This is a genomic window from Rhodococcus sp. NPDC058639, assembly GCF_042717545.1.
Lineage (GTDB): Bacteria > Actinomycetota > Actinomycetes > Mycobacteriales > Mycobacteriaceae > Rhodococcus.
Genome location: NZ_JBHXRF010000008.1, coordinates 213052 through 237637, shown reverse-complemented (window position 1 = coordinate 237637; position 24586 = coordinate 213052). Strand labels below are relative to the sequence as shown.

Annotated in this window: 21 protein-coding genes; 11 read left to right on the top strand and 10 right to left on the bottom strand. The window is 66.9% G+C overall.

From position 1 onward, the window contains the following. The first annotated feature begins 9 nt into the window (after window positions 1–9). Window positions 10–867, top strand: a complete 858-nt coding sequence (locus ACFWU2_RS17650; RefSeq protein ID WP_378608524.1) for an alpha/beta fold hydrolase — start codon at window positions 10–12, stop codon at window positions 865–867. Here ACFWU2_RS17650 and ACFWU2_RS17645 read toward each other — a convergent pair. Continuing rightward, a complete protein-coding gene (locus ACFWU2_RS17645) occupies window positions 864–2876 on the bottom strand; it encodes a prolyl oligopeptidase family protein (RefSeq protein WP_378608521.1) in 2013 nt (670 codons plus the stop codon). The genes ACFWU2_RS17650 and ACFWU2_RS17645 overlap by 4 nt on opposite strands. 33 nt (window positions 2877–2909) lie before the next feature. On the opposite strand from ACFWU2_RS17645, the gene ACFWU2_RS17640 reads away from it, so the two are divergent. From ACFWU2_RS17640 to ACFWU2_RS17595, 10 genes are all read left to right on the top strand, one after another. Continuing rightward, window positions 2910–4247, top strand: coding sequence for a WS/DGAT domain-containing protein (locus ACFWU2_RS17640; RefSeq protein WP_378608518.1), 1338 nt, complete (start codon window positions 2910–2912; stop codon window positions 4245–4247). Window positions 4248–4336: 89 nt separating this feature from the next. Further along, entirely contained in the window at window positions 4337–5197 is an 861-nt protein-coding gene (locus ACFWU2_RS17635) for an SDR family oxidoreductase (protein WP_378608515.1), read from the top strand. Between the two features lie 80 nt (window positions 5198–5277). Continuing rightward, a complete protein-coding gene (locus tag ACFWU2_RS17630) occupies window positions 5278–6186 on the top strand; it encodes an ATP-binding cassette domain-containing protein (RefSeq protein WP_378608512.1) in 909 nt (302 codons plus the stop codon). Next, the gene (locus ACFWU2_RS17625; RefSeq protein WP_378608509.1) at window positions 6183–6938 is read left to right on the top strand and encodes an ABC transporter permease; all 756 of its coding nucleotides are present in this window, start codon (window positions 6183–6185) and stop codon (window positions 6936–6938) included. Before ACFWU2_RS17630 ends, ACFWU2_RS17625 begins: the two co-directional genes overlap by 4 nt. Window positions 6939–6981: 43 nt before the next feature. Continuing rightward, the gene (locus tag ACFWU2_RS17620; protein ID WP_378608507.1) at window positions 6982–8250 is read left to right on the top strand and encodes a sensor histidine kinase; all 1269 of its coding nucleotides are present in this window, start codon (window positions 6982–6984) and stop codon (window positions 8248–8250) included. Then, a complete protein-coding gene (locus ACFWU2_RS17615; protein WP_378608504.1) occupies window positions 8247–8882 on the top strand; it encodes a response regulator in 636 nt (211 codons plus the stop codon). The genes ACFWU2_RS17620 and ACFWU2_RS17615 overlap by 4 nt, the downstream gene beginning before the upstream one ends. Before the next feature lie 144 nt (window positions 8883–9026). Next, window positions 9027–10430 (top strand): dihydrolipoyl dehydrogenase, encoded by a 1404-nt coding sequence (gene lpdA / locus ACFWU2_RS17610; RefSeq protein WP_378608501.1) that lies wholly within the window; start codon window positions 9027–9029, stop codon window positions 10428–10430. Between the two features lie 251 nt (window positions 10431–10681). Continuing rightward, entirely contained in the window at window positions 10682–11017 is a 336-nt protein-coding gene (locus ACFWU2_RS17605; RefSeq protein WP_378608498.1) for a cupin domain-containing protein, read from the top strand. A gap of 62 nt (window positions 11018–11079) precedes the next feature. Beyond that, window positions 11080–12177, top strand: a complete 1098-nt coding sequence (locus ACFWU2_RS17600) for a ferredoxin reductase (protein ID WP_378608496.1) — start codon at window positions 11080–11082, stop codon at window positions 12175–12177. Window positions 12178–12217: 40 nt separating this feature from the next. Further along, entirely contained in the window at window positions 12218–13624 is a 1407-nt protein-coding gene (locus ACFWU2_RS17595; RefSeq protein WP_378608493.1) for a fatty acid desaturase family protein, read from the top strand. A 12-nt stretch (window positions 13625–13636) separates the two neighbouring features. On the opposite strand, the gene atzF is transcribed toward ACFWU2_RS17595, so the two are convergent. The 9 genes from atzF to urtB form a co-directional block, all read right to left on the bottom strand. After that, window positions 13637–15385 (bottom strand): allophanate hydrolase, encoded by a 1749-nt coding sequence (gene atzF / locus ACFWU2_RS17590; RefSeq protein ID WP_378608754.1) that lies wholly within the window; start codon window positions 15383–15385, stop codon window positions 13637–13639. Between the two features lie 2 nt (window positions 15386–15387). Beyond that, the gene (gene uca, locus ACFWU2_RS17585; protein WP_378608490.1) at window positions 15388–18996 is read right to left on the bottom strand and encodes an urea carboxylase; all 3609 of its coding nucleotides are present in this window, start codon (window positions 18994–18996) and stop codon (window positions 15388–15390) included. Between the two features lie 37 nt (window positions 18997–19033). Further along, a complete protein-coding gene (locus ACFWU2_RS17580) occupies window positions 19034–19729 on the bottom strand; it encodes a GntR family transcriptional regulator (protein WP_378608487.1) in 696 nt (231 codons plus the stop codon). Window positions 19730–19831: 102 nt separating this feature from the next. Beyond that, entirely contained in the window at window positions 19832–20365 is a 534-nt protein-coding gene (locus tag ACFWU2_RS17575) for a carboxymuconolactone decarboxylase family protein (protein ID WP_378608484.1), read from the bottom strand. Window positions 20366–20384: 19 nt separating this feature from the next. Continuing rightward, a complete protein-coding gene (locus ACFWU2_RS17570) occupies window positions 20385–21074 on the bottom strand; it encodes a GntR family transcriptional regulator (RefSeq protein ID WP_378608482.1) in 690 nt (229 codons plus the stop codon). Further along, window positions 21074–21766 carry an urea ABC transporter ATP-binding subunit UrtE gene (gene urtE / locus ACFWU2_RS17565; RefSeq protein ID WP_169619603.1) on the bottom strand — a complete coding sequence of 231 codons (693 nt, stop codon included), beginning with the start codon at window positions 21764–21766 and terminating at the stop codon, window positions 21074–21076. Before urtE ends, ACFWU2_RS17570 begins: the two co-directional genes overlap by 1 nt. Beyond that, entirely contained in the window at window positions 21766–22572 is an 807-nt protein-coding gene (gene urtD, locus ACFWU2_RS17560; protein WP_169619302.1) for an urea ABC transporter ATP-binding protein UrtD, read from the bottom strand. Before urtD ends, urtE begins: the two co-directional genes overlap by 1 nt. Beyond that, a complete protein-coding gene (urtC, locus tag ACFWU2_RS17555) occupies window positions 22569–23696 on the bottom strand; it encodes an urea ABC transporter permease subunit UrtC (RefSeq protein WP_378608479.1) in 1128 nt (375 codons plus the stop codon). Before urtC ends, urtD begins: the two co-directional genes overlap by 4 nt. Then, the gene (urtB, locus tag ACFWU2_RS17550; RefSeq protein ID WP_378608476.1) at window positions 23696–24580 is read right to left on the bottom strand and encodes an urea ABC transporter permease subunit UrtB; all 885 of its coding nucleotides are present in this window, start codon (window positions 24578–24580) and stop codon (window positions 23696–23698) included. Before urtB ends, urtC begins: the two co-directional genes overlap by 1 nt. Between the last annotated feature and the right edge of the window lie 6 nt (window positions 24581–24586).

The window sequence follows — 24586 nt, the reverse complement described above, 5'->3', positions numbered from 1 at the left end:
TCTGAGCCGGTGCAAACCGTACCGATCCAGCTACCCGACGGCACCACTACACCGGTGCGGTTGTTCGCGGGCCCCGACCACGAGCACGAAGCCCGTCGCGACTCGTCACGCGCAGTGGTCGTGATCGTGCCGGGACTCGGTGTTCCCGCCGGATACTACGAATCGTTCGCCGAGGCGCTGACCGGGTACGGGTTCGATGCGGCGATCTGCGAACTGGCGGGGCAGGGGGACAGCCGCCCCAGGCCCGGCCCCGAGAGCACCTACGGCTACCACGACATCGTCGCAGTGCATCTGCCTGCCGTGTTCGAGGTGGTACGGGAGCGCTTTCCGGATTCGACGCCCTATCTGCTCGGGCATTCGATGGGAGGCCAACTCGGCGTGCTGTACGCGTCGCGGATCCGCGGCCGGCTCGGCGGGCTGATTCTCGTCGCTGCGGGCACCCCGTACTACCGGCACTACCGGGGCGCCCGCCGCCCCGGGCTCCTGCTGGGTTCGGCGGCGATGTCGTTGACATCGAGTGTCGCGGGTTTCTGGCCCGGTGACCGGATCGACGTGGCGGGATTCGGCCGACAATCCCGCGTCCTGATTTCCGACTGGGCGCGGCTCGCGCGCGGAGGCCGGTTCGATCCGGCCGGTGCGGACATCGACTACGAGCAGCGGCTCGCCCGTCTCACCCTGCCGGTCCTGTCGATCACCATCGAAGGCGACGAGCTGACGCCCGTGGAGTCGGCCCGGCACCTGCTGGGCAAGCTGCCCGCCGCGGACATCACGACGTGGCACAACCCCCGGCAACTCGGACACAACGGCTGGATCCGCGACAACGCCGACACGGCGGCGAAGGTCGCCGCGTGGTTACGCGACCGCTAGCTCAGCTTGTCCGCCAGAAATGTGAAGGTCAGCGCAGACTTGAACGCCGCTTGCGCATTGTCGGCTGCACCGCCGTGTCCACCTTCGATGTTCTCGTAGTACCAGACCTCGTGACCCTCCTCCTCGAGGCGGGCGACCATTTTGCGGGCATGGCCGGGATGGACGCGATCGTCGCGGGTGGAGGTCGTCACGAGGATCGGCGGGTACGTCGCGTCGGCATCGGTGTTCTGGTACGGCGAGTATCCGCTGAGGAACTCCCATTCGTCGGGGTTGTCGGGGTCGCCGTACTCGGCCATCCAGGAAGCACCGGCGAGCAGCAGGTGGTAGCGCTTCATGTCGAGCAACGGCACCTGGCAGACGATCGCGCCGAACAACTGCGGATACCGGGTGAGCATCACACCCATCAGGAGTCCGCCGTTGCTGCCTCCCTGCGCGCCGAGCTGCTCCGCCGTGGTGATCCCCCGTGCCACAAGGTCTTTCGCAACGGCAGCGAAGTCTTCGAAGACTTTGTGCCGGTTCTCTTTGAGCGCCTGGGTGTGCCAACCCGGGCCGTACTCACCGCCGCCGCGGATGTTGGCGATCACGTACGTGTAGCCCTTGTCCAGCCACGCGCGGCCGATACCTCCGCTGTAGGCGGGCACCATCGAATTCTCGAACCCGCCGTAGCCGTACAGCAGGGTGGGTGCGGGGCTCGCGGTATTGCGTCCCACCACGAAGTACGGAACTTGTGTGCCGTCGTCGGACGTCGCGAAATGCTGCGCCACCGAAATGCCGGTGGCGTCGAAGAAGGACGGTGCGGCCTTGATCGGCTCGATCCGGCCGCCCACCGTGCCGGACAGCAGCGTCGCCGGGATGGTGAAACCGCTCGAATTGAGAAAGAAGTCGTCGCCGGTGAGCGGGTCCACGTCGATGATCGATGTGGACGTCGCGTCCGGCACGCCGGGCAACGGCTCGTCCGTCCAGCCGTCGGCGCCGGGGGTGAGGACCCGCATCTGGGTCTGCACATCGCGCAACGTGACGACGAGCAAATGGTTCTGCGTCCACGCGTACTGTTCGAGCGACGTGTGCTCGTCGGGAGTGAACAACACCGTCAGGTCCCGCGAGCCCGCCAGGAACGAGGGATAGTCGGCGGCGAGCAATGCGCCGGCGGGGTGCCCGAGCCATTCGGAGCGGGTACGGATCAACAGATGGTCGCGGTACACACTCACCCGCGCGTCGTGCGGAACCTCGAGTTCGACGAGTTCGCCCGACGTCGTCAGTTCGAAGCGCCGTGCCCGGTAGAAGTCGAGAGCACGATCGACGAAACTGCGCTCGTAACCGGGGGTGTCGTCGTACCACGCTGATACCGCGACATCGCCCGCTTCGCCCTCGAAGACCGTGTCCGCGTCGGCCAGTGGTGTCCCGCGCCGCCAGCGCGCGGCGATGCGGGGATATCCGGAGTCGGTCAGTGATCCGGCACCGAAATCTGTTCCCACATAGACGGTATCGGCATCGATCCAGCCGATGTCGGTCTTCGCCTCCGGCACTTCGAAGCTGTCCGGTCCGGAGACGAACTGCCGGGTGACGAGGTCGAACTCGCGAACCACCGTGGCGTCGGCGCCTCCGCGCGAGAGACTGATGAGCGCGCGCGTCTGGTCCGGACGCAGGACCTGGGCGCCCGACCACACCCAGTTCTCGCCTTCCTCCTCGGCCACGGCATCGAGATCGACCAGGACGTCCCACTCCGGGTTCTCGCGCACATACTGGTCCATCGTCGTGCGTCGCCACAGCCCGCGCACATGGGTGGCGTCACGCCAGTAGTTGTAGAGGTACTCGCCTCGGCGCCGGGCATACGGAATGCGAGCGTCGGTGTCGAGGACTTCACGGATCCGGCTTTCGAGTGTGCCGAAACCGGTGCTGCGGGTATAGGCGTCGACCGTGCGGTCGTTGTGGGCACGGACCCAGTCGAGCTGCTTCTCGCCCGTGACATCCTCGAGCCAGAGGTACGGGTCGGTGGTGGTGTCGCTCATGACTTCATTTCTACCCGGCATTACGCTGCCGAGGTGCAGCTCACCCCCGCGGACGCGCAGATGTACTGGCTCTCCGATCGAATGCCCAACGACCAGTTCCTGCTCTTCTGCTTCGCCACCGACGCCGGCGTGGACGAGGTGCGCGAGACGGTGCGCAGGCGTACCGACGTCATGGGGAAGCTGCTGTGCTGCGTCCGGGACGTACCCCGGCATCTGGACTACCCGTATTGGTTTCCAAGAACTTTCGGCGACGACCTCGTCGCCGAGCACCGGCTCGACGATCCGTCGTGGGAGAGCGTGCAGAACGCACTGGGGACGCTTGTTGCGACGGTGCTCGATGCTCGGGTGAGCCCGTGGCGCCTGCACGTATTCCCCGGAGTGCGCGACGCTCCCCTGTGTGAGGGTGCCGCCCTGGTGGTCGTCTGGCAGGTCTCGCACGCGTTCGCGGACGGCCGTGGGGCCACCGCCCTGGCCCGGACGCTGTTCGGTGCGGACGAGCCACCGGCGTCCCCGCGTCCGGAGCCAGGGCCCTTCGCGTGGGAGATGATCGTTCGTGCCGCCGCCCGGTTTCCCGCGCAGGCCTTTCGCCTGGTGCGGTCGGGCCGACGTGCGGCCGCTGCGGCACGCGCTCTCGAAGCCGCGACCGCGGCAGGTGGGATACCGGCACCGGCCGCCGGGCGGCCGCTCGTCGGCGTCAACTGCGATCCGGGCACCGAGCGGAGTGTCCGCGCCGTGGTGTTCCGGTCCGCTGCGTTCCGCGGTGGTGGATATACCGTCACCGTCGTCGCGTTGACGGCTCTCTCGGTGGCGCTGTCCAGGTTTCTCGACACGCGAGGCGAGAGCGTGCCGGACCGGCTCGGTGCGGAGGTCACCGTGGCGGTCGGGGTTGTGGGTTCGGCGAACAACAACTATCGCAATGTCGGCGTCGACCTGTTCGTCACCGAATCGGACCTGTGTGTCCGGGCTGCCCGCATCGCTGCCGATCTGGATGCGCGTCGTGAGAGAGTGACCGATCCGCTGCTCGCGCAGCGCGACGCGGCAGCCGAACATGTTCCGGCCCCCCTGTCGCGGTTCGGGATTGTTCGGTACGGGCCGTCTCTTCCCGTCACCGTCACGGGAAACACCGTGGTGTCGAGCGTCTTCCGTGGGTCTGCCGACCTCGCGCTCGCCGGTGGGCCGGTGGTGTTCAGCGCCGGATTCCCGGCCCTGTCGCCGGCCATGGCGTTGACCCACGGTGTATACGGACTCGGAGAGACCGTCACGATCGGCGTTGCCGCGGGCAGTCGGGTGATTCCCGATCTCGACGCGTACGAGCAGATGGTGCGGGATGCCGTCGCCGAGGTCGGCGCGGCGCTCTCCCCGGCGGGGTGAGCGCCGGTGGAATACCACCGGCCGCTGTGGTCCCGCGCATGTACCGTGCGGGGAGCAATCGAAATCGGCGAAGCGGGGGCAGCACGGTTATGGGCGTATACGTAGTAACGGGATCGGCGTCGGGAATGGGCAAAGCGAGCGCGGAAAGACTGCGCGCCGCAGGCCACACCGTGATCGGTGTGGACATCCGGGACGCCGATGTGGTGGCCGACCTCTCGACTCCGCAGGGACGGTCCGACGCCATCCGCGGCACCCTCGACCTGGCCGGAGCCACGCTCGACGGTGCGGTTCTTGCCGCCGGCCTGGGCCCCACTCCCGGTAGGGAACCGCTCATCGCCCAGGTCAATGTGCGCGGTGTGATCGATCTGCTCGTGGGCTGGCGTCCGGCACTGGCCGCGGCCGGAAACAGCAAGGTGGTGGTCTTCGGCTCCAACTCCACGACGACCACGCCGGGCGTACCGAATTCTGCGGTGAAGGCGTTTCTCGCGGGCGACATGGACAAGGGCGTCGCGCGGGCCACCAGGATCGCCAAATCGGGCCCGCCGTTCACCTACGCAGCGTCCAAGATCGCGGTGACGCGCTGGGTGCGCCGTACAGCCGTGACGCCGGAATGGGCGGGTGCCGGCATCCGGCTCAACGTCCTCGCCCCGGGCGCGATCTCCACACCACTGCTCGACGCACAACTCGACAGTCCGTTGAAGAGGGCGGTCGAGAGCTTCCCCGTTCCGCTCGGCGGATTCGGCGACGCCGAACAGATCGCGCAGTGGGTCGAGTTCATGGTGTCTCCGGCCGCCGACTTCATGGCCGGCAGTGTCGTCGTCGTCGACGGCGGTACCGAGGCCTACTTCCGGCCGGACGACTGGCCCGTCCGCGTGCCGTTCCGGTCGATACCCGGGTACCTGCGCAAAATGCGATCTTTCGCTCGCAGAACCGGCACCTCGGGCGACTGACCCGCATCCCCCGATCGGTTGATGTCGTGTGAGACCGTCGGGCGATGTGGCGGCCCGCCCCCGCCGGGCAAGCTCGGACCATGCCGATCGTAGAAGTGAAAGGCCTGTACAAACGGTACGGCGACCGCGCCGCCGTCGACGGTGTGAGTTTCGATGTCCGAGAAGGAGAGATATTCGGGATTCTCGGCTCCAACGGGGCAGGGAAGACCACCACCGCCGAATGTGTTTCCGGCTTGCGAGCACCGGACGAAGGGACCGTACGCGTCGCAGGGCTCGACCCGGTCGCCGACCGCCGCGTGCTGACGGAACTGCTCGGGGCACAGCTACAGCAGAGCGAACTCCAGCCGAAACTGACCGTGCAGGAGGCCTTGGATCTCTACGCATCGTTCTACCCGCGCCCCGCGGACGGGACGGCGCTGGCAGAACGGCTCGGCCTCGAGCACGTGCTCGACACCCGGTTCGCGAAGTTGTCGGGGGGACAGCAACAGCGCCTCTTCATCGCGCTCGCGCTGATCGGAACGCCGCGGGTGGTGGTGCTGGACGAACTCACCACGGGCTTGGATCCGCGTGGCCGCCGCGAGACATGGGAGCTGATCGAAGAGATCCGGGACTCGGGGGTCACGGTGCTGCTGGTCACCCATTTCATGGAAGAGGCGCAGCGGCTGTGCGACCGGGTCGCGGTATTCGACACCGGCAGGATCAAGGCGCTGGGCACGCCCTCGGAACTCATCGCCCGCACCTCGACAGCGGTCGCCGTCTCGTTCCGCCCATCGGCTCCGCTCGATCCGGATGCCCTGACGCCGTTGCCCGGAGTCCTGGCGGTGCGGCACGACCACGACCGACTGGTCGTCGAAGGCAACGACGACTCGGTCGAAGCGGTGCTCGCGCTCCTCGCTCGCGAAGGCATCTCCGCTCGACGGCTCCGCATCACAGAAGCGACCCTCGACGACGCATTCCTCGATATCACGACCCCGGAGAAGCGGCCATGACGACGACCGATACGAATCCCGTGACCGCGGTAGTGCGCACCGAAGCGCGCCTGTTCGTCCGCGAACCCGGCGCGATGTTCTGGATCCTCGCGTTCCCTGTCGTCCTGCTGACGATTCTCGGTCTCATCCCTGCCTTCCGGGAGCCAGACGCGAGTCTCGGGGGACGCCGGGTGATCGATCTCTACGTTCCGGTCGTGGTGTTGCTGTCGATGATCGTCGCGGGCATCCAGACGATGCCGGCTGTGCTGTCGTCGTATCGTGAACGCGGAATCCTGCGCCGGCTGTCGGTGACCCCGGCCCGGCCGGTGACGATTCTGCTGGCGCAGATCGTGGTACATGCCGTGGCCGTGGCCGGGTCGGTCGTACTCGCCCTGCTCGTCGGCCGCGGTGTGTTCGGAGTGGCTTTTCCGGAGCAGCCGTGGGGCTACGCGCTGGCGGTGCTGCTCACGCTTGCAGCGGCGCTGAGCATGGGCGCTGCGATTGCAGCCGTCTCGGCGACCACGCGGATCGCACAGATGATCGGCACCATCGTCTTCTTTCCGATGATGTTCTGCGCCGGGGTGTGGCTCCCGGTCCAGACCATGCCGGATCTGCTGCAGCGGATCGTCGAGGTGACGCCCTTCGGTGCGGCCTCGCAGATCCTCGACCAGGCGGCGGGAGGGGAGTGGCCCAGCGCGGGTGGGTTGACGGTGGTGGCGTTGTGGGCGGTGGTCCTGACCGCCGCAGCGGCACGCTGGTTTCGCTGGCAGTAGATTTCGGTCCGCAGCAGTGACACCGGTCGGCGGTGACATTTCGTTGGCAACGACGGCAGCACCCGTCATGCTGAACAACGTGGCGACGGACGCGATGGCAGCGCCCCCGACGGACGACTACTGGGAGCGCATCTACAGGTGGGGACCGTGGGTGCTGCTCGCGGTCGGGACGATCCTGTCCCTGGCCTCCGCCAAGCTGCTCATGACGCCGGCCGAACGGGTGTCGGCTCTCGTGCTGGTTGCCGGCGCAGTGTGCTGGGAGCGCTGGTGGTGGCGTCGCGACAAGGACGCTGTGTACTTCACCGGGCGTACTGTTCTGGCGTTCGTCCTGAGCTGGCTCAATCCGTTCTTCGTGTTCTACGCCTTCATCGGGTACTTCGATGCAGAGCGGCTACTCCCCGAGCGCTGGGTGCGCGTCGGGCTGCTCTCGACAGCGGTGACGATGGCGGGATCTCAGATCGGGGGTCTCCCGCCGTCGGGCCTCACCATGTGGATCGCGTTCGGTGCGTTGTTCGCCATCAACTCCTCGATCGCGATGATGATGCTTCGAATCAGCGCGCGAGAGGAGACGCGGACCCAGGAACGGATCGACGCGATCGCGGAACTCGAACGTACGAATCACCTTCTGGAACAAGCCATCTTCGAGAACGAGGCACTCCACGCGCAGCTCGTGCTGCGCGCACGGGAGGCCGGCATCGACGACGAGCGGCGACGTCTCGCCGCCGAGATCCACGACACCCTGGCGCAGGGTCTCACGGGGATCGTCACGCAATTGCAGGCGGCCCAGAACACCGTCGACCCGGTCGTGGCCGAGGGGCATGTGGAGCGGGCCGCGGCACTTGCGCGCCGCAGCCTGTCCGAAGCCCGTCGCTCCGTGCAGAATCTGGTCCCGCAGGCGCTCGAGCACGGCACACTCGACGAGGTGCTGGGGCGAGCGGTGAAGATGTGGGAGGCGGACTCCGGGGTAACTGCCGTATTCACCGTGACGGGTACAGCCGAGCCGTTGCACGACGACATCGGCGCGACGCTCCTGCGCATCACCGAGGAGGCACTCGCCAACGTGAGCAAGCATGCCGGGGCGGGACGTGTCGGTGTCACGGTCTCGTATATGGAGGACGAAGTGAGTGTGGATGTGCGAGACGACGGATGCGGTTTCGATCCGTCCGCAGGATCGGTGCGCGGGTTCGGGTTGAGGGGCATGCAGTCCCGGGCGGCTCGCGTTGCCGGCGAAGTGACTGTCGAATCGGAGCCCGGTGCCGGGACGGCGGTCTCGGTGCGGGTTCCGCTGGTGCGAGAGGGAACGGTCGGATGAGTGCCGACGCGATCACGGTGCTCATCGCCGACGACCATCCGGTCGTCCGCGACGGGCTGCGTGGGATGTTCGCTGCTTCAACCGAATTCGCGGTCGTGGGAGAAGCGTCGTCCGGACCGGAGGCGGTGGTGGTGACTCTGGGCCTGGATCCGGATGTGGTGCTGATGGACCTACGGATGCCGAGGGGTGGGGGAGTCGAGGCAATCGCCGAACTCACCGCCCGCAAGGTCCGGAGCCGCGTACTCGTCCTCACGACATATGACACCGACACCGATGCCTTTTCGGCTGTAAAGGCCGGGGCGATCGGCTACCTGCTGAAGGACACGCCCCGTGACGAACTGTTCGCGGCGGTGCGCGCTGTCGCAGAGGGGCGCACCGTCCTCTCGCCGGTGGTGGCGTCGCGGCTGCTTTCGCGCGTGCGCGGTCCGGGCGCATCGAGGTCGCTCAGCGCGCGGGAGCGCGAGGTACTGACCCTGGTGGCGAAGGGCACGTCGAACCGCGCGATCGCGCAGGAATTGTTCATCAGCGAGGCGACGGTCAAGACCCACCTGACCCACATCTTCGGGAAGCTCGAGGTGGCGGATCGCGCGGCGGCGGTGGCGACCGCGTACGACCGAGGAATCTTGGGCTGAAGCTGCCGATGCCCGTCACGGTGGCGGTTCCGCTCGCGGTGCGGCAGTACGGCGCGCAGCGATGAACGCGCGAGAGCCACCCTACCGATGGGTAACCGGACCATCGGCAGACAGGCGAATTGGGCAGGACTACCCTGTATGGCTGTGACCTCACACTATGACGTCGTTGTCCTCGGAGCCGGTCCCGGTGGGTACGTCGCTGCTATCCGCGCGGCACAGCTGGGATTGAGCACCGCCATCATCGAGCAGAAGTACTGGGGCGGTGTCTGCCTGAACGTAGGCTGCATCCCCTCGAAGGCGCTTCTCCGAAATGCCGAGTTGGCGCATCTTTTCACCAAAGAGGCCAAGACTTTCGGTATGTCGGGAGATGTGTCCTTCGACTTCGGTGCCGCCTACGACCGGAGCCGCAAGGTGGCCGACGGTCGCGTCAAGGGCGTGCACTTCCTGATGAAGAAGAACAAGATCACCGAGTACGACGGTCTGGGCTCGTTCGTCGATGCCAAGACCATCGAGGTTGCGCTCACCAAGGGCGGAACCGAGCAGGTGACCTTCGACAACGTCATCATTGCGACGGGTTCGGTCACCAAGCTCCTGCCGGGAACCGAACTCAGCGAGAACGTCGTCACGTACGAGGAGCAGATCCTCACCCGCGACCTTCCGGGCTCGATCGTCATCGTCGGCGCCGGCGCCATCGGCATGGAGTTCGGTTACGTCCTGAAGAACTACGGTGTCGACGTCACGATCGTCGAGTTCCTCGATCGCGCGCTCCCCAACGAGGACGCCGACGTTTCCAAGGAAATCGCGAAGGCGTACAAGAAGCTCGGCATCACCATCAAAACCGGCGCAGCCGTCCAGAAGATCTCCGACAACGGCACGAACGTCACTGTCGAGATCAAGGACAACAAGTCCGGGAACGTCGAGACGATGACCGTCGACAAGGTGATGCAGTCGGTGGGATTCGCCCCGCGCGTCGAGGGTTACGGTCTCGAGAAGACCGGTGTCGAGCTGACCGATCGCGGGGCGATTGCGATCGACGGGCGGATGCGCACCAACGTGGAGGGCATCTACGCGATCGGTGACGTCACCGCGAAGCTTCAGCTCGCACACGTCGCCGAGGCGCAGGGCGTCGTGGCGGCCGAGACCATCGGCAACGCCGAGACCCTCGAACTCGGCGACTACCGCATGATGCCGCGCGCGACGTTCTGCCAGCCCCAGGTGGCGTCCTTCGGATTGACCGAGCAGCAGGCGAAGGACGAAGGCTACGACATCAAGGTCGCGACCTTCCCGTTCACCGCGAACGGCAAGGCCCACGGTCTGGGCGACCCGACCGGCTTCGTCAAGCTCATCGCCGACAAGACCCACGGCGAGCTCATCGGCGGCCACCTCATCGGCCCCGACGTCTCCGAGTTGCTCCCCGAGCTGACCCTCGCCCAGAAGTGGGATCTGACCGTCAACGAACTGGCGCGCAACGTCCACACGCACCCGACGCTCAGTGAGGCGCTGCAGGAGGCCATTCACGGTCTCGCAGGCCACATGATCAACTTCTGATCCTTCGGTCGGGCGGATCCGTTCGGATGTACCGGCTCAGCCCGGGGCGACTCGACCGTCGTCCCGGGCTGACGTCGTTCCGGGACCGGTGACGGTCGCGTCGTCCTGCCGTCCGGATGTGAGCACCGGTTCGCCGGAGATGTGCTGCGAGACTCGGATGCACGTGCAAGGGTGCTGCAGATGCATTCGACATTCACGAAATACAAGAAGAACCTTGTTGCGATCGAGGTCATCGCGAGAAAGAAGGCGGCGTGACGACAACGGACGGCAAGGACGGCGAGATCACCGTCATCGAGGGCGTGGCCACACTCAACGCCCAGAGCGGGGACACCCCGCGCATCGAGAAACTGGCCGCGGGAACCGGCGCGACGGTGATCCGTATCAGCTTCAGCGCGGGACAGACGATGGCAGACCATCAGGCGAAGTTCCCGATTCTGGTGCAGACCGTCGTCGGCGACGTCTCGTTCTCGACCGAGGAGCGAACCGTGTCGCTGGTCCCCGGCACGGTCGTGCACCTCGATGCGGGCATTGTGCATCGTCTCGAGGCCGAGATCGACTCCGTGGTGATGTTGACGATCCTGAGGTGACGACGCGGCGGAGCCGTCCGGTTTGTCGCAGAGCCGGCGGCACCGCGCGTTAAGGTGACGAAATGGCGGAACGCGGCGCTCGGCCCCATGTACATCCGGTTCGCAAGTGGCTGCTGCACGCGGTGCGGCGACTGTTCACACCTCTCGAACCGGACCACTACCTCGAGATGATCAACCCGCTCTGGTCCACCCGTGAGCTCCGCGGACGGGTGGAGCGGGTGGTTCCGGAGAGCGAGGACACGGCCTCGGTCCTGATCCGGCCCGCGTACGAGTGGCCCGGGCACGAACCGGGCCAGTACGTCCGCCTCGGAGTCATCATCGACGGTGTCTACCACTGGCGGGCTTATTCTCTGACATCCGACCCGGACCCCCGGGACGGACTCATCAGCGTCACTCCGAAAGTCGTCGAGGGCGGGGTCGTGTCGCCCCACCTCGTACGGAAGATCGCCCCGGGCGACATCGTGCGCCTCGGCGAGGTGGAAGGTGTCTTCACGCTGCCCGAGCCGGTCCCCGCCCAACTGCTGTTCATCAGCGCAGGTAGCGGCATCACGCCCATCATGAGCATGCTGCGCAGCCTTGACCACCGGAACCTGCTCCGGGACGTCGTGGTGGTGCATTCTGCGTCGGCCCACGACGACGTGATCTTCTCGTCGGAACTGCGCGACCTCGACGCCCGCCATCCGGGTCTGTGCCTGGAGGTCTGGATCAGTGGCGAGCGGGGGCGGATCACACCCGACGACCTGGACGATGTGTGTCCGGACTGGCGCGCGCGGGAAACCTTCGTCTCCGGGCCGCGTGAGCTGCTCGACGTGCTCGAGGAACATTGGAACGACCACGCCGACTCGCAGCGATTCCACCTCGAACGTTTCCAGCCCGTTATCGGGGGGAATGCGGGAAGCGGCGAGGGCGGCACCATCCACTTCCTCGAAAGCGAACAGGACGTCGAGTGCGACGGGGGAACCCCGATCCTGGTCGCGGGCGAGAACGCCGGCCTCAAGTTGCCGTACGGCTGCCGTATCGGTATCTGCCACACCTGCGTGGGGACGTTGCGTTCCGGGCAACTCCGGGACCTGCGAACCGACGAGGTGAGCGAACCCACCGGGGCTTCGGTGCGTACCTGCATCCACACCGCGGAGGGTGACATCGAAATAGAGCTGTGAGCGGCACGCGCTGCGACAGCTCCCGACGAATGGGGCACGTATGACGAACACCGAAGAGACGACCGCACCCGCGTCTCCAGAAGTGGAAAGCCCGCTCGCTCATCTGAGCGCAGAGACACTCGAACGACTGGCCGAAGAATTCGACGCGATCCACGACGAGGTGTACGCCAGCCTCGGCGAGAAGGACCGTAAGTACATCAAGTCCGTCATCGCAGCGCAGCGGCAGCTCGTCGTGGCCGGCCGCGTGATCTTGTTCGCGTCCTCGTCGAAGCCCGCCTGGGTGGCCGGGACAGCGTGCCTCGGGATGGCGAAGATCCTCGAGAACATGGAAATCGGCCACAACGTCATGCACGGCCAGTGGGACTGGATGAACGACCCGGACATCCACTCCTCCGTGTGGGACTGGGACACCGCGTCCACGGCCGAAGCCTGGAAGCACTCCCACAACTACATCCATCACACGTACACCAACATTCGTGGCCTGGACAAGGATCTCGGATACGAGATCATGCGGATCGACCCGAAACAGCGGTGGCATCCGGTCTACCTCGCCCAGCCCTTCTACAACGCCCTGCTCACCGTCCTGTTCGAATGGGGCGTCGCCCTGCACGACCTCGACCTCGAGGCGCTCTGGGCGGGCGAGAAGTCGCCCACGCAGGTACTCGAAGAACTCAAGGGCATCGCCGGAAAGGCGAAAGCCCAATTCGTGAAGGACTATGTGGGGTGGCCACTGGTCAGCGCCGCGGTATTCGGCCTGGCGCAGGTCGCGATGCGCGGAAAGCTGCCGCAACCGAAGACCTCCCGCGTAGGCGGATGGCTGCGCCGATCCGGTAGGTGGGGCGCGGGCGCCGACATCGCCGACCGGTGGCTGCCCGGCGTGGAAAAGACCTTCCTGTCGACCGTGCTCGCGGACGTCACCGCCAACATCATCCGCAACGTGTGGGCCCACGCCATCATCTTCTGCGGGCATTTCCCGGACCAGACCTACACGTTCGGGAAGAAGGAAGTCGAGAACGAGACGCGCGGCGGCTGGTATGTCCGCCAGCTCGTGGGTTCGGCGAACATCGAGGGAAGTCCGCTGTTCCACATCATCAGCGGCAACCTCGGCTATCAGGTGGAACATCACCTGTTCCCCGACATGCCGAGCACCCGGTACTCCGAGGTGGCGCCCAAGATCAAAGACATCTGCGAACGCTACGAGCTGCCGTACAACACCGGGCGGTTCGGGCAGCAGTGGTGGATGGTGCACCGCACCATCGCCCGTCTCGCGTTCCCCGGCGGTGAGGCACGCCCGAAGCCGGGTCCCTACCGCAGTTCCGCGGATCCGACGGGCGAGCCGGCTCCGAGTGAAGCGGCACGATTCCGTCGCCGGTTGCCCGCGGAGCATCCTGCCGCCGGCCCGGAGCACGAGCGCGGCGGCGTCGAGGTCGATCCGCCGCCGCGCTGAGCGGTTTCTCGCCTACCGCCCGGAGCGGCGGTAGGCGACCCACCCGCCGAACTCGGTGATGTCGGCGGCGTCCGCGACCGCGTCGTGGGTGCACCCGAAGCCGACGACCGAGCGTCCGTCCGAGAGTTCCACGCTCGTCAGCGTCATCGGAGCGGGAAGGGCCGCCAGAAAACGGCCCAGTCCCGCTTCGGAGATGCGGAACAGTTCGCCCGCGATCGAGGCCCCTGCTCCGGCACTGTGGCGCACCAAGCCGGGCTTCGGCGGTGTGGTGTCCAGTGCCATCAGGCGATAGGCATCGGACGTGCGGATCTCCTCGGTGAAGCGCGCTCCGAGGTTCTCGAGCTGGAAGTGGAGCGGTTGCCCGCGCAGGTGTGCTCCGAACACGGCGAGGTCCACGCCGGAGTCCACGAAGCGCGGTGCCCTGCCGCCCGTCAGTGCCGCCGCGACGTCGACCGCGATCTGATCGTGGAACGCCGGCACGACCACCATGACGCCGAACGGGTTGCCCGCGGCCGTGGGTTGTCCCGGCACCGCCACCGCCGCCATGTCCAGCAGGTTGCAGAAATTCGTGTACGTCCCCATGCGGCGGTTGATGCCTAGTGGATCATCTTGTACCGCAGCGATAGTCGGATGTTCGGTCGTCGTGGGCAGTAGCAGTCCGTCGAAGCCTTCGAGGAGTCGCACCGCCTCAGCCTTCGCGCGGGTGAGGGTGTCGAGGTCCGCGACGAGTTCGTGCGCGGCAGGTTTCTTCGCCCCGGCGACGATCGCGGCGACGGTCGGGTCCGCACCGGCCGGCGCGGCGGAGAGGAACTCGCCCACCGCGGCGTAGCGTTCCGCGACCACGGCACCGTCGTAGAGCAGAGTTGCCGCGTCGAGGAGAGGGGAGATGTCCACCTCGTCGACGTCGATTCCGCGCTGCTGGGCCGCGACCACCGTGAGGGCGAACGCTTCGCGATACTCGTCGCACAGTGCGTCGAGGTCCTCCGGCCGCGGCATGGCCAGGCGCACCGCCGAAGACGCGGCGAGACGGACGTCGGCGGGCCAGGAGCGGCTCCGTGCATCGCGCGGGTCCGGACCCGCCATCACTGCTGCTGCGGCTGTGGCGAGGTCGAGGTCTCGCGCGAGGACGGTCAAGCAGTCGTAATCGATACAGGCAGGAACGACGCCGTACGTCGGGATGACACCGAGCGTGGCTTTGATACCGACGATGCCGTTCAGCGCTGCGGGCACCCGTCCGGATCCTGCTGTGTCCGTGCCGATTCCGATGTCGGCAATGCCCAACGCGACCGCGACGGCCGAACCCGAGCTGGATCCGCCGGAGACGCGATCCGGGTCCCACGCGCTCCGCACGGCACCGTAAGGACTGCGGGAGCCCACCAGCCCGGTCGCGAACTGGTCGAGGTTCGTCTTGCCGAGCACCACGGCACCGGCCTCGACGAGTCGCGCGACGCCGGTGGCGGTGATCTCGGGCGTATAGGCGAATTCGGGGCACGCCGACGTCGTGGGCATCCCCGCGACGTCCACGTTGTCCTTCACGGCAACGAGCAGCCCCGCGAGGGGCAGACTTTCACCCGCGGCGACGCGTGCGTCGACCGCGGCGGCGTCGGCAAGAATATCGGTCGTGTCGCGGAGGGTGATCCACACCTCGGGCCGATCCACTTCCTCGATGCGGCGCAACGCATCCCGGGCTCGTTCGGTAGCGGTGATCGCGCTTTCCGGGGAGAGGGCCGCACTGCCGTCCGTTGCGCTGCCGGTACTCACGGTCATGCTGCTGCTCCGATCACGAGGAGTGGGGTACCGGGTGCCACTTTGCTACCGGGTTCCACGAGGACTTTCAGAACTGTGCCCGCCACGTCGGTGAGGACGGGCATCTCGAGCTTCATCGCTTCGAGAATAACTGCGGTGGTACCCGAGGCCACGTGGTCGCCTTCGGTCACTTCGACCCGCCAGACGTTGCCGACCATCGGTGCCTCCACGACCGTCGCACCCGCAGGCATTCCGTCGAGGGGGTCGACGGGTGCGGATACCTCGACGGGTTCGGCATCGACCCGGTCGAACTCACCGGATGCGTGCCACGCGCGCTTCTCGATTTCGAACGCCTCGGATTGTTTCTCGTCGAACGCTGCGATCGACTCGGCGTTGTCTTCGAGGAAGCGGAGATGGTCGGCGAGAACGAACGTGCCCTCCGAGACGTCGGCGTCGAACCGCCCGGCCTTCGACGCGGCCCGGTACTCGAGCAACTGCTCCGGTGTCACCGGCTCCCAGACGATGCGGTCGAAGAACCGGAACAGCCACGGCTTGCCCTGTTCGAACGGTCCGGTCTGCCGGTAGCCGGACCAGATGGGGACCGTCCGGCCCACCAACTGGTACCCGCCCGGTGACTCCATGCCGTAGACGCACAGATACTTCCCACCGATACCGACGGCGTCGGACGGGGTCCAGGTGCGCGCCGGGTTGTACTTGGTGGTCACGAGGCGGTGCCGAGGATCGAGGGGCACGGCAAGGGGAGCACCGAGATACACGTCGCCGAGTCCGAGGACGAGGTATTCGGCGTCGAAGACGGCGTCGCGCACCTGCTCGACGGACTCCAATCCGTTGATGCGACGGATGAATTCGATGTTCGACGGCAACCAGGGCGCCTCGTCACGGACACCGCTGCGGTACCGGGAGATCGCCTCGGAGATCGACGGGTCGTCGAAGGACAGCGGAAGACGCACGGTGCGGCTCGGCACCACGAGGTCGCGTGTCGCGGGGAGTTCCGTCTCGAGATCTTGCAGCACACCGAGCAGGCGGTAGGCCGGCAGCACATCCGGATCGAAATGGATGTGCAGCGACCGCACCCCTGGCGTCACGTCCACGATCCCCGGAAGACCGGTGGCTGCGAGAGCCTCGGAGAGCGCGTGCACTCGCATGCGCAACCCCAGGTCGAGGACCATGTCCCCGTACTCGACGAGTATGTTGTCGTCGCCGCCGCGCAGATAGACGGCCTCGGGACGGTCGAGGACGGCCTCCGTCCGGCCCAGTCGGCCGCCGTCGGAGGCGATCTGCCGTTCCACCGGCGGAAGGTCCGCGCCGCGGACGGTGCCGGTGCGCAAGGCGGCCGCACCGGCGTCGGTCACCGGGACGAACCGCAACGAGTCACCCGGCCGGATCTGTCCCAGCTTCCAGCGGTGACCGGACACGACGGTCAGCGGGCATGCGAACCCGCCGAGGCTGGGGCCGTCGGGACCGAGCAGGATCGGGGTGTCACCCGAGACGTTGAGAGCGCCGACGCTGTAGGGATTGTCGTGCAGGTTCGACGGGTGGAGGCCGGCGTCCCCGCCATCGGTGCGCGACCAGGTGGGTTTCGGGCCGTCGAGCCGGATACCGGTGCGGTTGGCGTGGCTCTGCACCGTCCAGGTGGTGTCGTAGAACTGGCTGATGTCTTCGGGGGTGAAGTAGTCGGGTGCCGGTTGCGGACCCTCGGTGACCGCGAGGTGCCACGTGTGCGTGAACTCCGGCCGACCCTCGGCCGGCACAGGGGCGGGCTCGGTGTCGATGTCGGTGTCGGCGACGCCCAGGACGTCACCGGTGGCCACGGCCCGGCCGGTGATGCCACCGAAGCCGCCGAGTGTGAAGGTCGACGCGCTGCCGTGGAACAGCGGTACGTCCAGGCCACCGCGCACGGCGACGTAGGTGCGCAGGCCGGTGTCGGCGGGGGCGCCCACGTCGAGCACCGAACCGGCGGGAACCTCGATCGGCTCCCACATCGGTACCGGCGCGCCGTCCAGCGTCACCTCTGCCGGAGCGCCGGTGACACACACGAAGGTGGCGTCGGAGAACTCGAGGCGTGGGCCCTGCAGCGTGCATTCGAGACCGGGAGCGCCCTCGGGATTTCCGACGGCCACGTTCGCCGCACGCAACGACAGGTCGTCCATCGGCCCGGACGGCGGAATTCCCACCTCCCACAACCCGGTACGGCCGGGAAAGTCCTGGACGGTGGTCATCGTGCCCGCCCGCAACACGTCGATACGGTGACCGGTCGCGCGCAGTCCCGCCAGGGTGGAGGTGGCATGCTCGGCGGCCAGAACCGGAGCGGCCGTGCAGATACGGCGAAGCTGGGGCAGGTTCGTCTGGACGCCGTAGAGATGGGTGTCGTCGAGCGCGTCGGCCAATGCGGCGAAGGCGGTGCGACGGGACTCGCCGTGCACGATCACCTTGGCGAGCATCGGGTCGTAGAACGAGCTGACCTCGGTCCCGGTGTCCACCCACGTCTCGATGCGGGTGTGCGCGGGGAACTCCACCTGGGTGAGCAGGCCTGCGCTCGGCCGGTAGTCGTGTCCGGGATCCTCGGCGTAGACCCGCGCCTCGACTGCGTGCCCGCTGATCGCGGGTCCGGTGTCGGGCAGCGCGTCGAGCATGTCGGTCTCACCGCGCGCGAGCCGGAGCATCCACTCGACGAGGTCGACACCGGTGACCTCCTCGGTCACCGGATGTTCCACCTGGAGCCGGGTGTTCATTTCGAGGAAGGATGCCTCGCCACGGTCGATGTCGTAGACGAACTCCACCGTTCCCGCAGACCGGTAGCGCACGGAGTCCGCGAGCGCGCGGGACGACGACAGCAGCTGTTCGACGATCTCGTCGGGAAGGTTCGGAGCGGGCGCTTCCTCGACGACCTTCTGGTTGCGGCGCTGCAGGGAGCAGTCGCGGGTGCCGAGACTGAGGGTGCGGCCGTGCCCGTCGCCGAACACCTGCACTTCGATGTGTCGCGCATGTGCCACGAATCGTTCGAGGAACACACCGGACGAGGAGAAATTGGCCGACGCCAGGCGCAGCACCCGTTCGTAGGCGGAGCGAAGATCGTCGGGACCGAAGCACGCCTGCATGCCGATGCCCCCGCCGCCACCGACCGCTTTGAGCATGACCGGATATCCGATGTCCTCGGCCGCGACGAGGGCGTCGTCGAGCGAGCCGAGCAGTCCGCTGCCCGCGACGAGCGGGACGCCCACGGCGCGCGCGGCCTCTCTCGCGGTGTGTTTGTCACCGAACACGCGTAACTGTTCGGGAGTCGGCCCGACGAACGCGATACCCGCGGCCTCGCATGCGGAAGCGAAATCGGCGTTCTCGGAGAGGAATCCGTAGCCGGGGTGGATCGCGCCGGCGCCGGTTGCCTGGGCAGCCTCGATCACCAGATCGGCGCGCAGATACGACTCGGCTGCGGGGGCAGGGCCGAGTCGCACAGCCACGTCGGCGAGTTCGACGTGCGCGGCCGAGGCGTCGGCATCGGAGTACACGGCGACGGTCTTGAGGCCGAGCAGATGGGCCGAACGCATGATGCGGCAGGCGATCTCGCCGCGGTTGGCAACGAGCAGGGTATCGAAGGCGTAGGTCAAGACGAGCTCCTCGGATAGGGGCGGGACGGCAGCGCTGTCAGTCGGCCAGCGACATCGCGGTGACCGCGCGGGTCACCCTGTCGAGAACAACGGAGAGAGATTCGCCGATATGGCGGTGGAGCAGGGTACGAGCGGTAGGCAGGTCGTCGTCGAGGACGGCGTCGAGGATGCCGAGATGCTCTGCGATAGACGTTTCGATGCGGCTGTTGACCATGAAGTCGTACATCCGCACATGGCGAATCCGGGAGTTGACGGATTCGAGGGCGGTCACGAGTTCGGTGTTTCCGGACGACGCCAGCAGCGCCACATGGAACTCCTCGTCGGCGACGACGAAGCCCGGTTCCTGCGCCGGCGGGTCGTCGGCAAGTGCCCGCCACCGCGTACGTTCGGATTCGAGCGCCGTCCGGTCGTGCCGCACGGCCGGATCGTCGAGTGCGCGGGTGATGCCCTGCAATTCCAGGGTGATTCGCAGTTCGTACAGGTTCCGGATGCGCGGAATGCTCGGTGGCTGGGGTGAGAATCCGTAGTCTTCTCTGCGAATGAGACCGTCGGAGACGAGCATCGCGAGTGCTTCGCGTACTGGGGTGCGTGAAATGCCGAACCGTGCAGCGAGTTTCGGCTCCGTCATGCGGTCGCCGACACGGACCGATCCGTTCATCACATCGTCACGCAACTGGCGGTAGACCTGGAGCCGCAGCGGCTCCGGTGTCCCTGTGTCCGTTTCTGTCGACATAGCTGTATACGCTATTGACCTGCGATGACACCGTTGTGACGCCGTGTTACGGCGGGGTTAGAGGATGCTCACTGTTCACTGTGTGAGCACGTGCCGGGTGAACTAGCCGAAGTCGCGGTCGAGGCGGAGCGTGCCGATCGTGGTGGCAAGACCGTCGTATTGGGTGACCAGCAAGCAGAATTCGATGAGCTTTCGATCGTCGAGATGATCCGCGAGTGTCGACCACGTCTCGTCCGAGAGATCTTTCGTCGATACCAGTTCGTCGACGGCGCCGAGGATCGCGCGGTGACGGGGGCTCCAGCCCTCGGCGTCCGGCCCGGCGACGATGCGCGCATGGAGGTCGTCGGTGATGCCGGCGCGACGGCCCAGCCGGGTGTGATGGTCGGTCTCGTATGCGCTGCCCCGCAGGTGCGCGACTCGCAGGATGATCATCTCGCCCTCGAAGCGGCCGAGCCTGCCGAAGGGCATCAACATGCCGGAATAGTGCAGCCACCCACGGAACAACCGCCCGGTCCGTCCGAGCGTGCTGAACAGGTGAGCGTCGGTGGTGCCCGCCGCCGCGGAGAGCGCTTTCCATGCAGCCCAGTTGAGCGGGCCGAGTTCCCTGAAACGTCCGGGCCGGATGCGGGGCGTCATACCCGCCAGTGTCGCACGATCACTCACGGACCGCCCGGGCAAGCCGTGCCACGTTCAGGGCTTCCTCCGAGCGCCGTACGACAACTGTTCGGGAGGTGCCGATGTGCTCGAGGAGCATGCGGTGCGCGTCGTCGAGTCTGTTGTCCAGGACGAGTTCCGCGACCGCGATGTGCTCGTCGACGGTGTCAGAGATCCGGTCCGGTGTGAGGTAGTCGAACATGCGCACCGGCCGCACTTTCTGATTGACCACGGCGAGTGCGTCGCACAGCGCACGATTTCCGGACGCTGCCAGCATCGTGAGATGGAATTGCTCGTCGAGGGTCACGAAGCCCGCGTCGGGTTCCGGAAGATTTCGGCGGATGACGTACCAGCGGTCGAGTTCGGGACCGAGAATGTCGGGGTCGTGCCGGATGGAGTCGTCGTCCCGCGCGCGGCGGATCCCTCGAAGTTCCAAGGTGATCCGGAGTTCGTAGAGGCCCGCGAGATCTTCGAGGCGCGGGCGATACGGAAACAGCCCGTACTCACGACGTTCGACGAGGCCGTCGGACACGAGCCGAGCCAGCGCCTCGCGCACCGGGGTGCGTGACACACCGTAGTGCTCGGCGAGCCGTTCCTCGCTGAGGCGTTCGTCGGGGGTGAGGTCGCCGGACATCAGGTCGGTGCGCAGGGCCCGGTAGACCTGTTCCCGCCGGGTGACGCCGGGACGCATCAGATCGCCATCGCCGCGCGGACGGTTGTCGCGGCGTCCGCGCCACCCTCTCCGGTGGAGGTGACGCGCCCGGATTCGAGGACGTAGTAGTGGCGCGCGTTGTCGAGGGCGAAACCGATGTGCTGTTCGACGAGCAGGACACCGAGGTTTCCGCCTCGACTGAGTTCGACGATGGTGTTCTCGATCTCGGCGACCACCGACGGCTGGATGCCTTCGGTCGGTTCGTCGAGGATGAGCATGCGCGGCTCGGTGATCAGGGCGCGTGCAATCGCGAGTTGCTGACGCTGGCCACCGGAGAGCAGGCCCGCCCGACGGTCGAGCAGCGGGACGAGTGCGGGGAAGAGGTCGAGCATGTCGGCGACGAGCTTCTTGCCGTTCTTGCGACCGTCCGCGACCACCTGCAGGTTCTCGCTACAGGTGAGCTGCCCGAACGACTGCTGGCCCTGCGGCACGTAGGCGAGCCCCCGGGCCACGCGTGCTGCCGGGCGGAGTCCGCTGATGTCGTGCCCGTCGAACAGGATCTTGCCCGAGGAGATCGGAAGGAGACCGACGGCGGCGCGCAGCAGCGTGGTCTTCCCGGCGCCGTTGTGGCCCATCACGGCGGCGACTCCGTCGGAGGGAACGGTGACCGAGACACCGTGGATAACTTCGGTGCGGCCGTAACCGGCTCGCACGTCGACGAGTTCGAGCATCATGCCTCCTGGAAGGTGTCGGTGCCGTCGGAACCGACCGCAGCTGCGGTGCCGAGGTAGACCTCTTGGACCTGCGGGTCGTTCTGCACCTCTTCGACGGTGCCGTCCGCGATGACCTTGCCGCGGGCCAGCACGGTCACCGAGGTGGCGAACGCACGCATGAAGTCCATGTCGTGTTCGACCACCACAACGGTGCGCTGCGCCCCGATACGGCGCAGCAGCCGGCCGGTTTCCTCGCGTTCGTCGCCGCTCATGCCGGCGACCGGTTCGTCGAGCAGCAACACGTCGGCGTTCTGGACGAGGAGCATTCCGATCTCGAGCCACTGCTTCTGGCCGTGCGCGAGGATGCCCGCCGGGGTGTCGCGGTGAGCGGACAGGCCGATCGTCTCGAGGGCTTCCTCGATTTCGGGCAGCACGTCTTTACGGCGGCGCAGTAGTTGCCACGGGGAGCGCCCGGCGCCTGCGGCGATGTCGAGGTTCTGGAGCACCGAGAGTTCCTCGAACACCGACGCGGTCTGGAACGTCCGGCCGACGCCGAGGCGGGCGATCTTGTGCGTCTTCTTGCCGACGAGTTCGATTCCGGACTTGGTGATGGAACCGGTTGCGGGGACCAGGCCCGTGACCGCGTCGACGAGGGTGGTCTTGCCGGCGCCGTTGGGTCCGATCAGGAATCGCAGGTCGCCTTGCAGGAGTGTGAGGTTCACTCCGTCGACGGCGTGGAAGCCGTCGAAGGTGACTCGCAGGTCGCGGATTTCGAGGTAGTCGCTGGCCATGCCGGCGTTGCCGCCGTAGACGGGTGCGTTCATCGTGCCGGCTCCAATTCGGTCGTCGCTGCGGGTACGTCGTCGGCGGGTGGTTCGGGCCGGGACCGGCGGCGCCGGCGCCATACGGTGGCGAGTCCGGCCAGGCCGGCGGGGAAGAAGCCGACCACCACGATGAACAGCAGTCCCTGGGCGTAAGTCCAGGCCGACGGGAAGTTCTCCGACAGCGCGGTCTGGGCCCACGCAACTCCGATCGCGCCGAGGACCGGCCCGAGCAGGGTGCTGCGGCCTCCGATGGCGACGCCGATGAGGAAGGCGATGGACGGAACGATGCCGATGTCGGCGGGGGAGATGATGCCGACGATGGGAACGAACATCGCTCCGGCGATGCCGGCGAAGAACGCGGCGACGGTGTAGGCCACCACCTTGATGTTGGCGGGGTCGTAGCCGAGGAACCGGACGCGTTCCTCCTGGTCGCGCACCGCGACGAGCAGTTCTCCGTAGCGGGACTGCATCAGCTGCCGGGTGGCGGCGACGACGAGCAGCAGGATGGCTGCCACGATGAAGAACAGCATCCGCTTGTTGACGGGATCGGACAGCTCGAAGCCGAAGAAGGTGCGGAACCGGTTGAGGCCGTTGGAACCGCCGGTGGACTGCTGACCGACGAGCAGGATGGCGAAGGCGGCGGCGAGAGCCTGGGACAGGATCGCGAAGTAGGCGCCCTTCACACGCCGTTTGAACACACCGAGCCCCAGCAGCGCCGCGACCAGCGCCGGGACGATGAGGATCGCCAGGATCGCGACGAACGGTGAGGTGAACGGCACCCAATATGCCGGTAGCTCACGGATTCCCGCGATCTGCATGAAGTCGGGAACGGAGTCCTCACGCAACTGCGCGTCGGCGATTTTGAGATGCATCGCCATGATGTACGCGCCGAGCCCGAAGAACACGCCCTGCCCGAGGGTCAGCATGCCGCCGCGCCCCCATGCGAGCCCGATTCCGACGGCGACGATCGCGAAGCACAGGAACTTGCCGAGCAGGCCGAGCCGGAAGTCGGACAGGAACGCCGGCGCGATGCCGAACAATACGAGTGCGGCGAGCGCGAATCCTGCTGCGGTGCGGACGGGTCCGGGTTGTGTCAGGGACCGGGGGGAGAACGTCACAGACATCAGACCAGGCTCCTCGTCTTGACGGCGAACAGGCCTTGGGGACGGACCTGCAGGAAGATCACGATGATCACGAAGACGATCACCTTCGCGATCGAGGCGGTGGTGGAGTATTCGATGAACGAATTGAGCAGACCCAGGGCGACGGCGGCAAGCACGGCGCCTTCGATCCTGCCCAGGCCGCCGATGACGACGACGAGGAACGCGTCGATCAGGTACGCCTGCCCGATGGTGGGGCTGGTCGAGCCGATCAGCGTCAGCGCCACGCCGGCGAGGCCCGCGAGACCGGAACCGAGAAAGAACGTGGTGATATCGGTTCGGCGCGAGGAGATTCCGACGGTTTCCGCGAGGTCGCGGTTCTGCACGACCGCGCGGATCCGCCGGCCCATCGGGGTGTACTTCATCGAAGCGATGAGTGCGATCACGCAGATCACCGACAGCACCAGGATGAACAGGCGGGTTTTCGGTACCACCGCGCCCAGGATCTCGACACCACCCGACAACCAGGCCGGGGCCACGACGTTGACGGCGGGTGCGCCGAAGATGTCGCGGGCGGCCTGCTGGAGCAGCAGGCCCACACCGAACGTGACGAGCAGGGTGTCGAGGGGCCGGTGGTACATGCGGCGGATGAGGGTGACCTCGAGCAGGACACCCATCGCCCCACCGACCAGGAAGCCGACGAGCAGCGAGACGAACAGGGACAGACCCGCGGACGAGATCACCTGCTGGACGACGAAGGCGGTGTAGCTGCCGGCCATGATGAACTCGCCGTGGGCCATGTTGATCACGCCCATCTGCCCGAAGGTCAGCGACAGGCCCAGTGCCGCCAGCAGCAGGATCGAACCGATACTCAATCCTGTGAACAACTGTCCTACAAGGACATCCATGGTGCC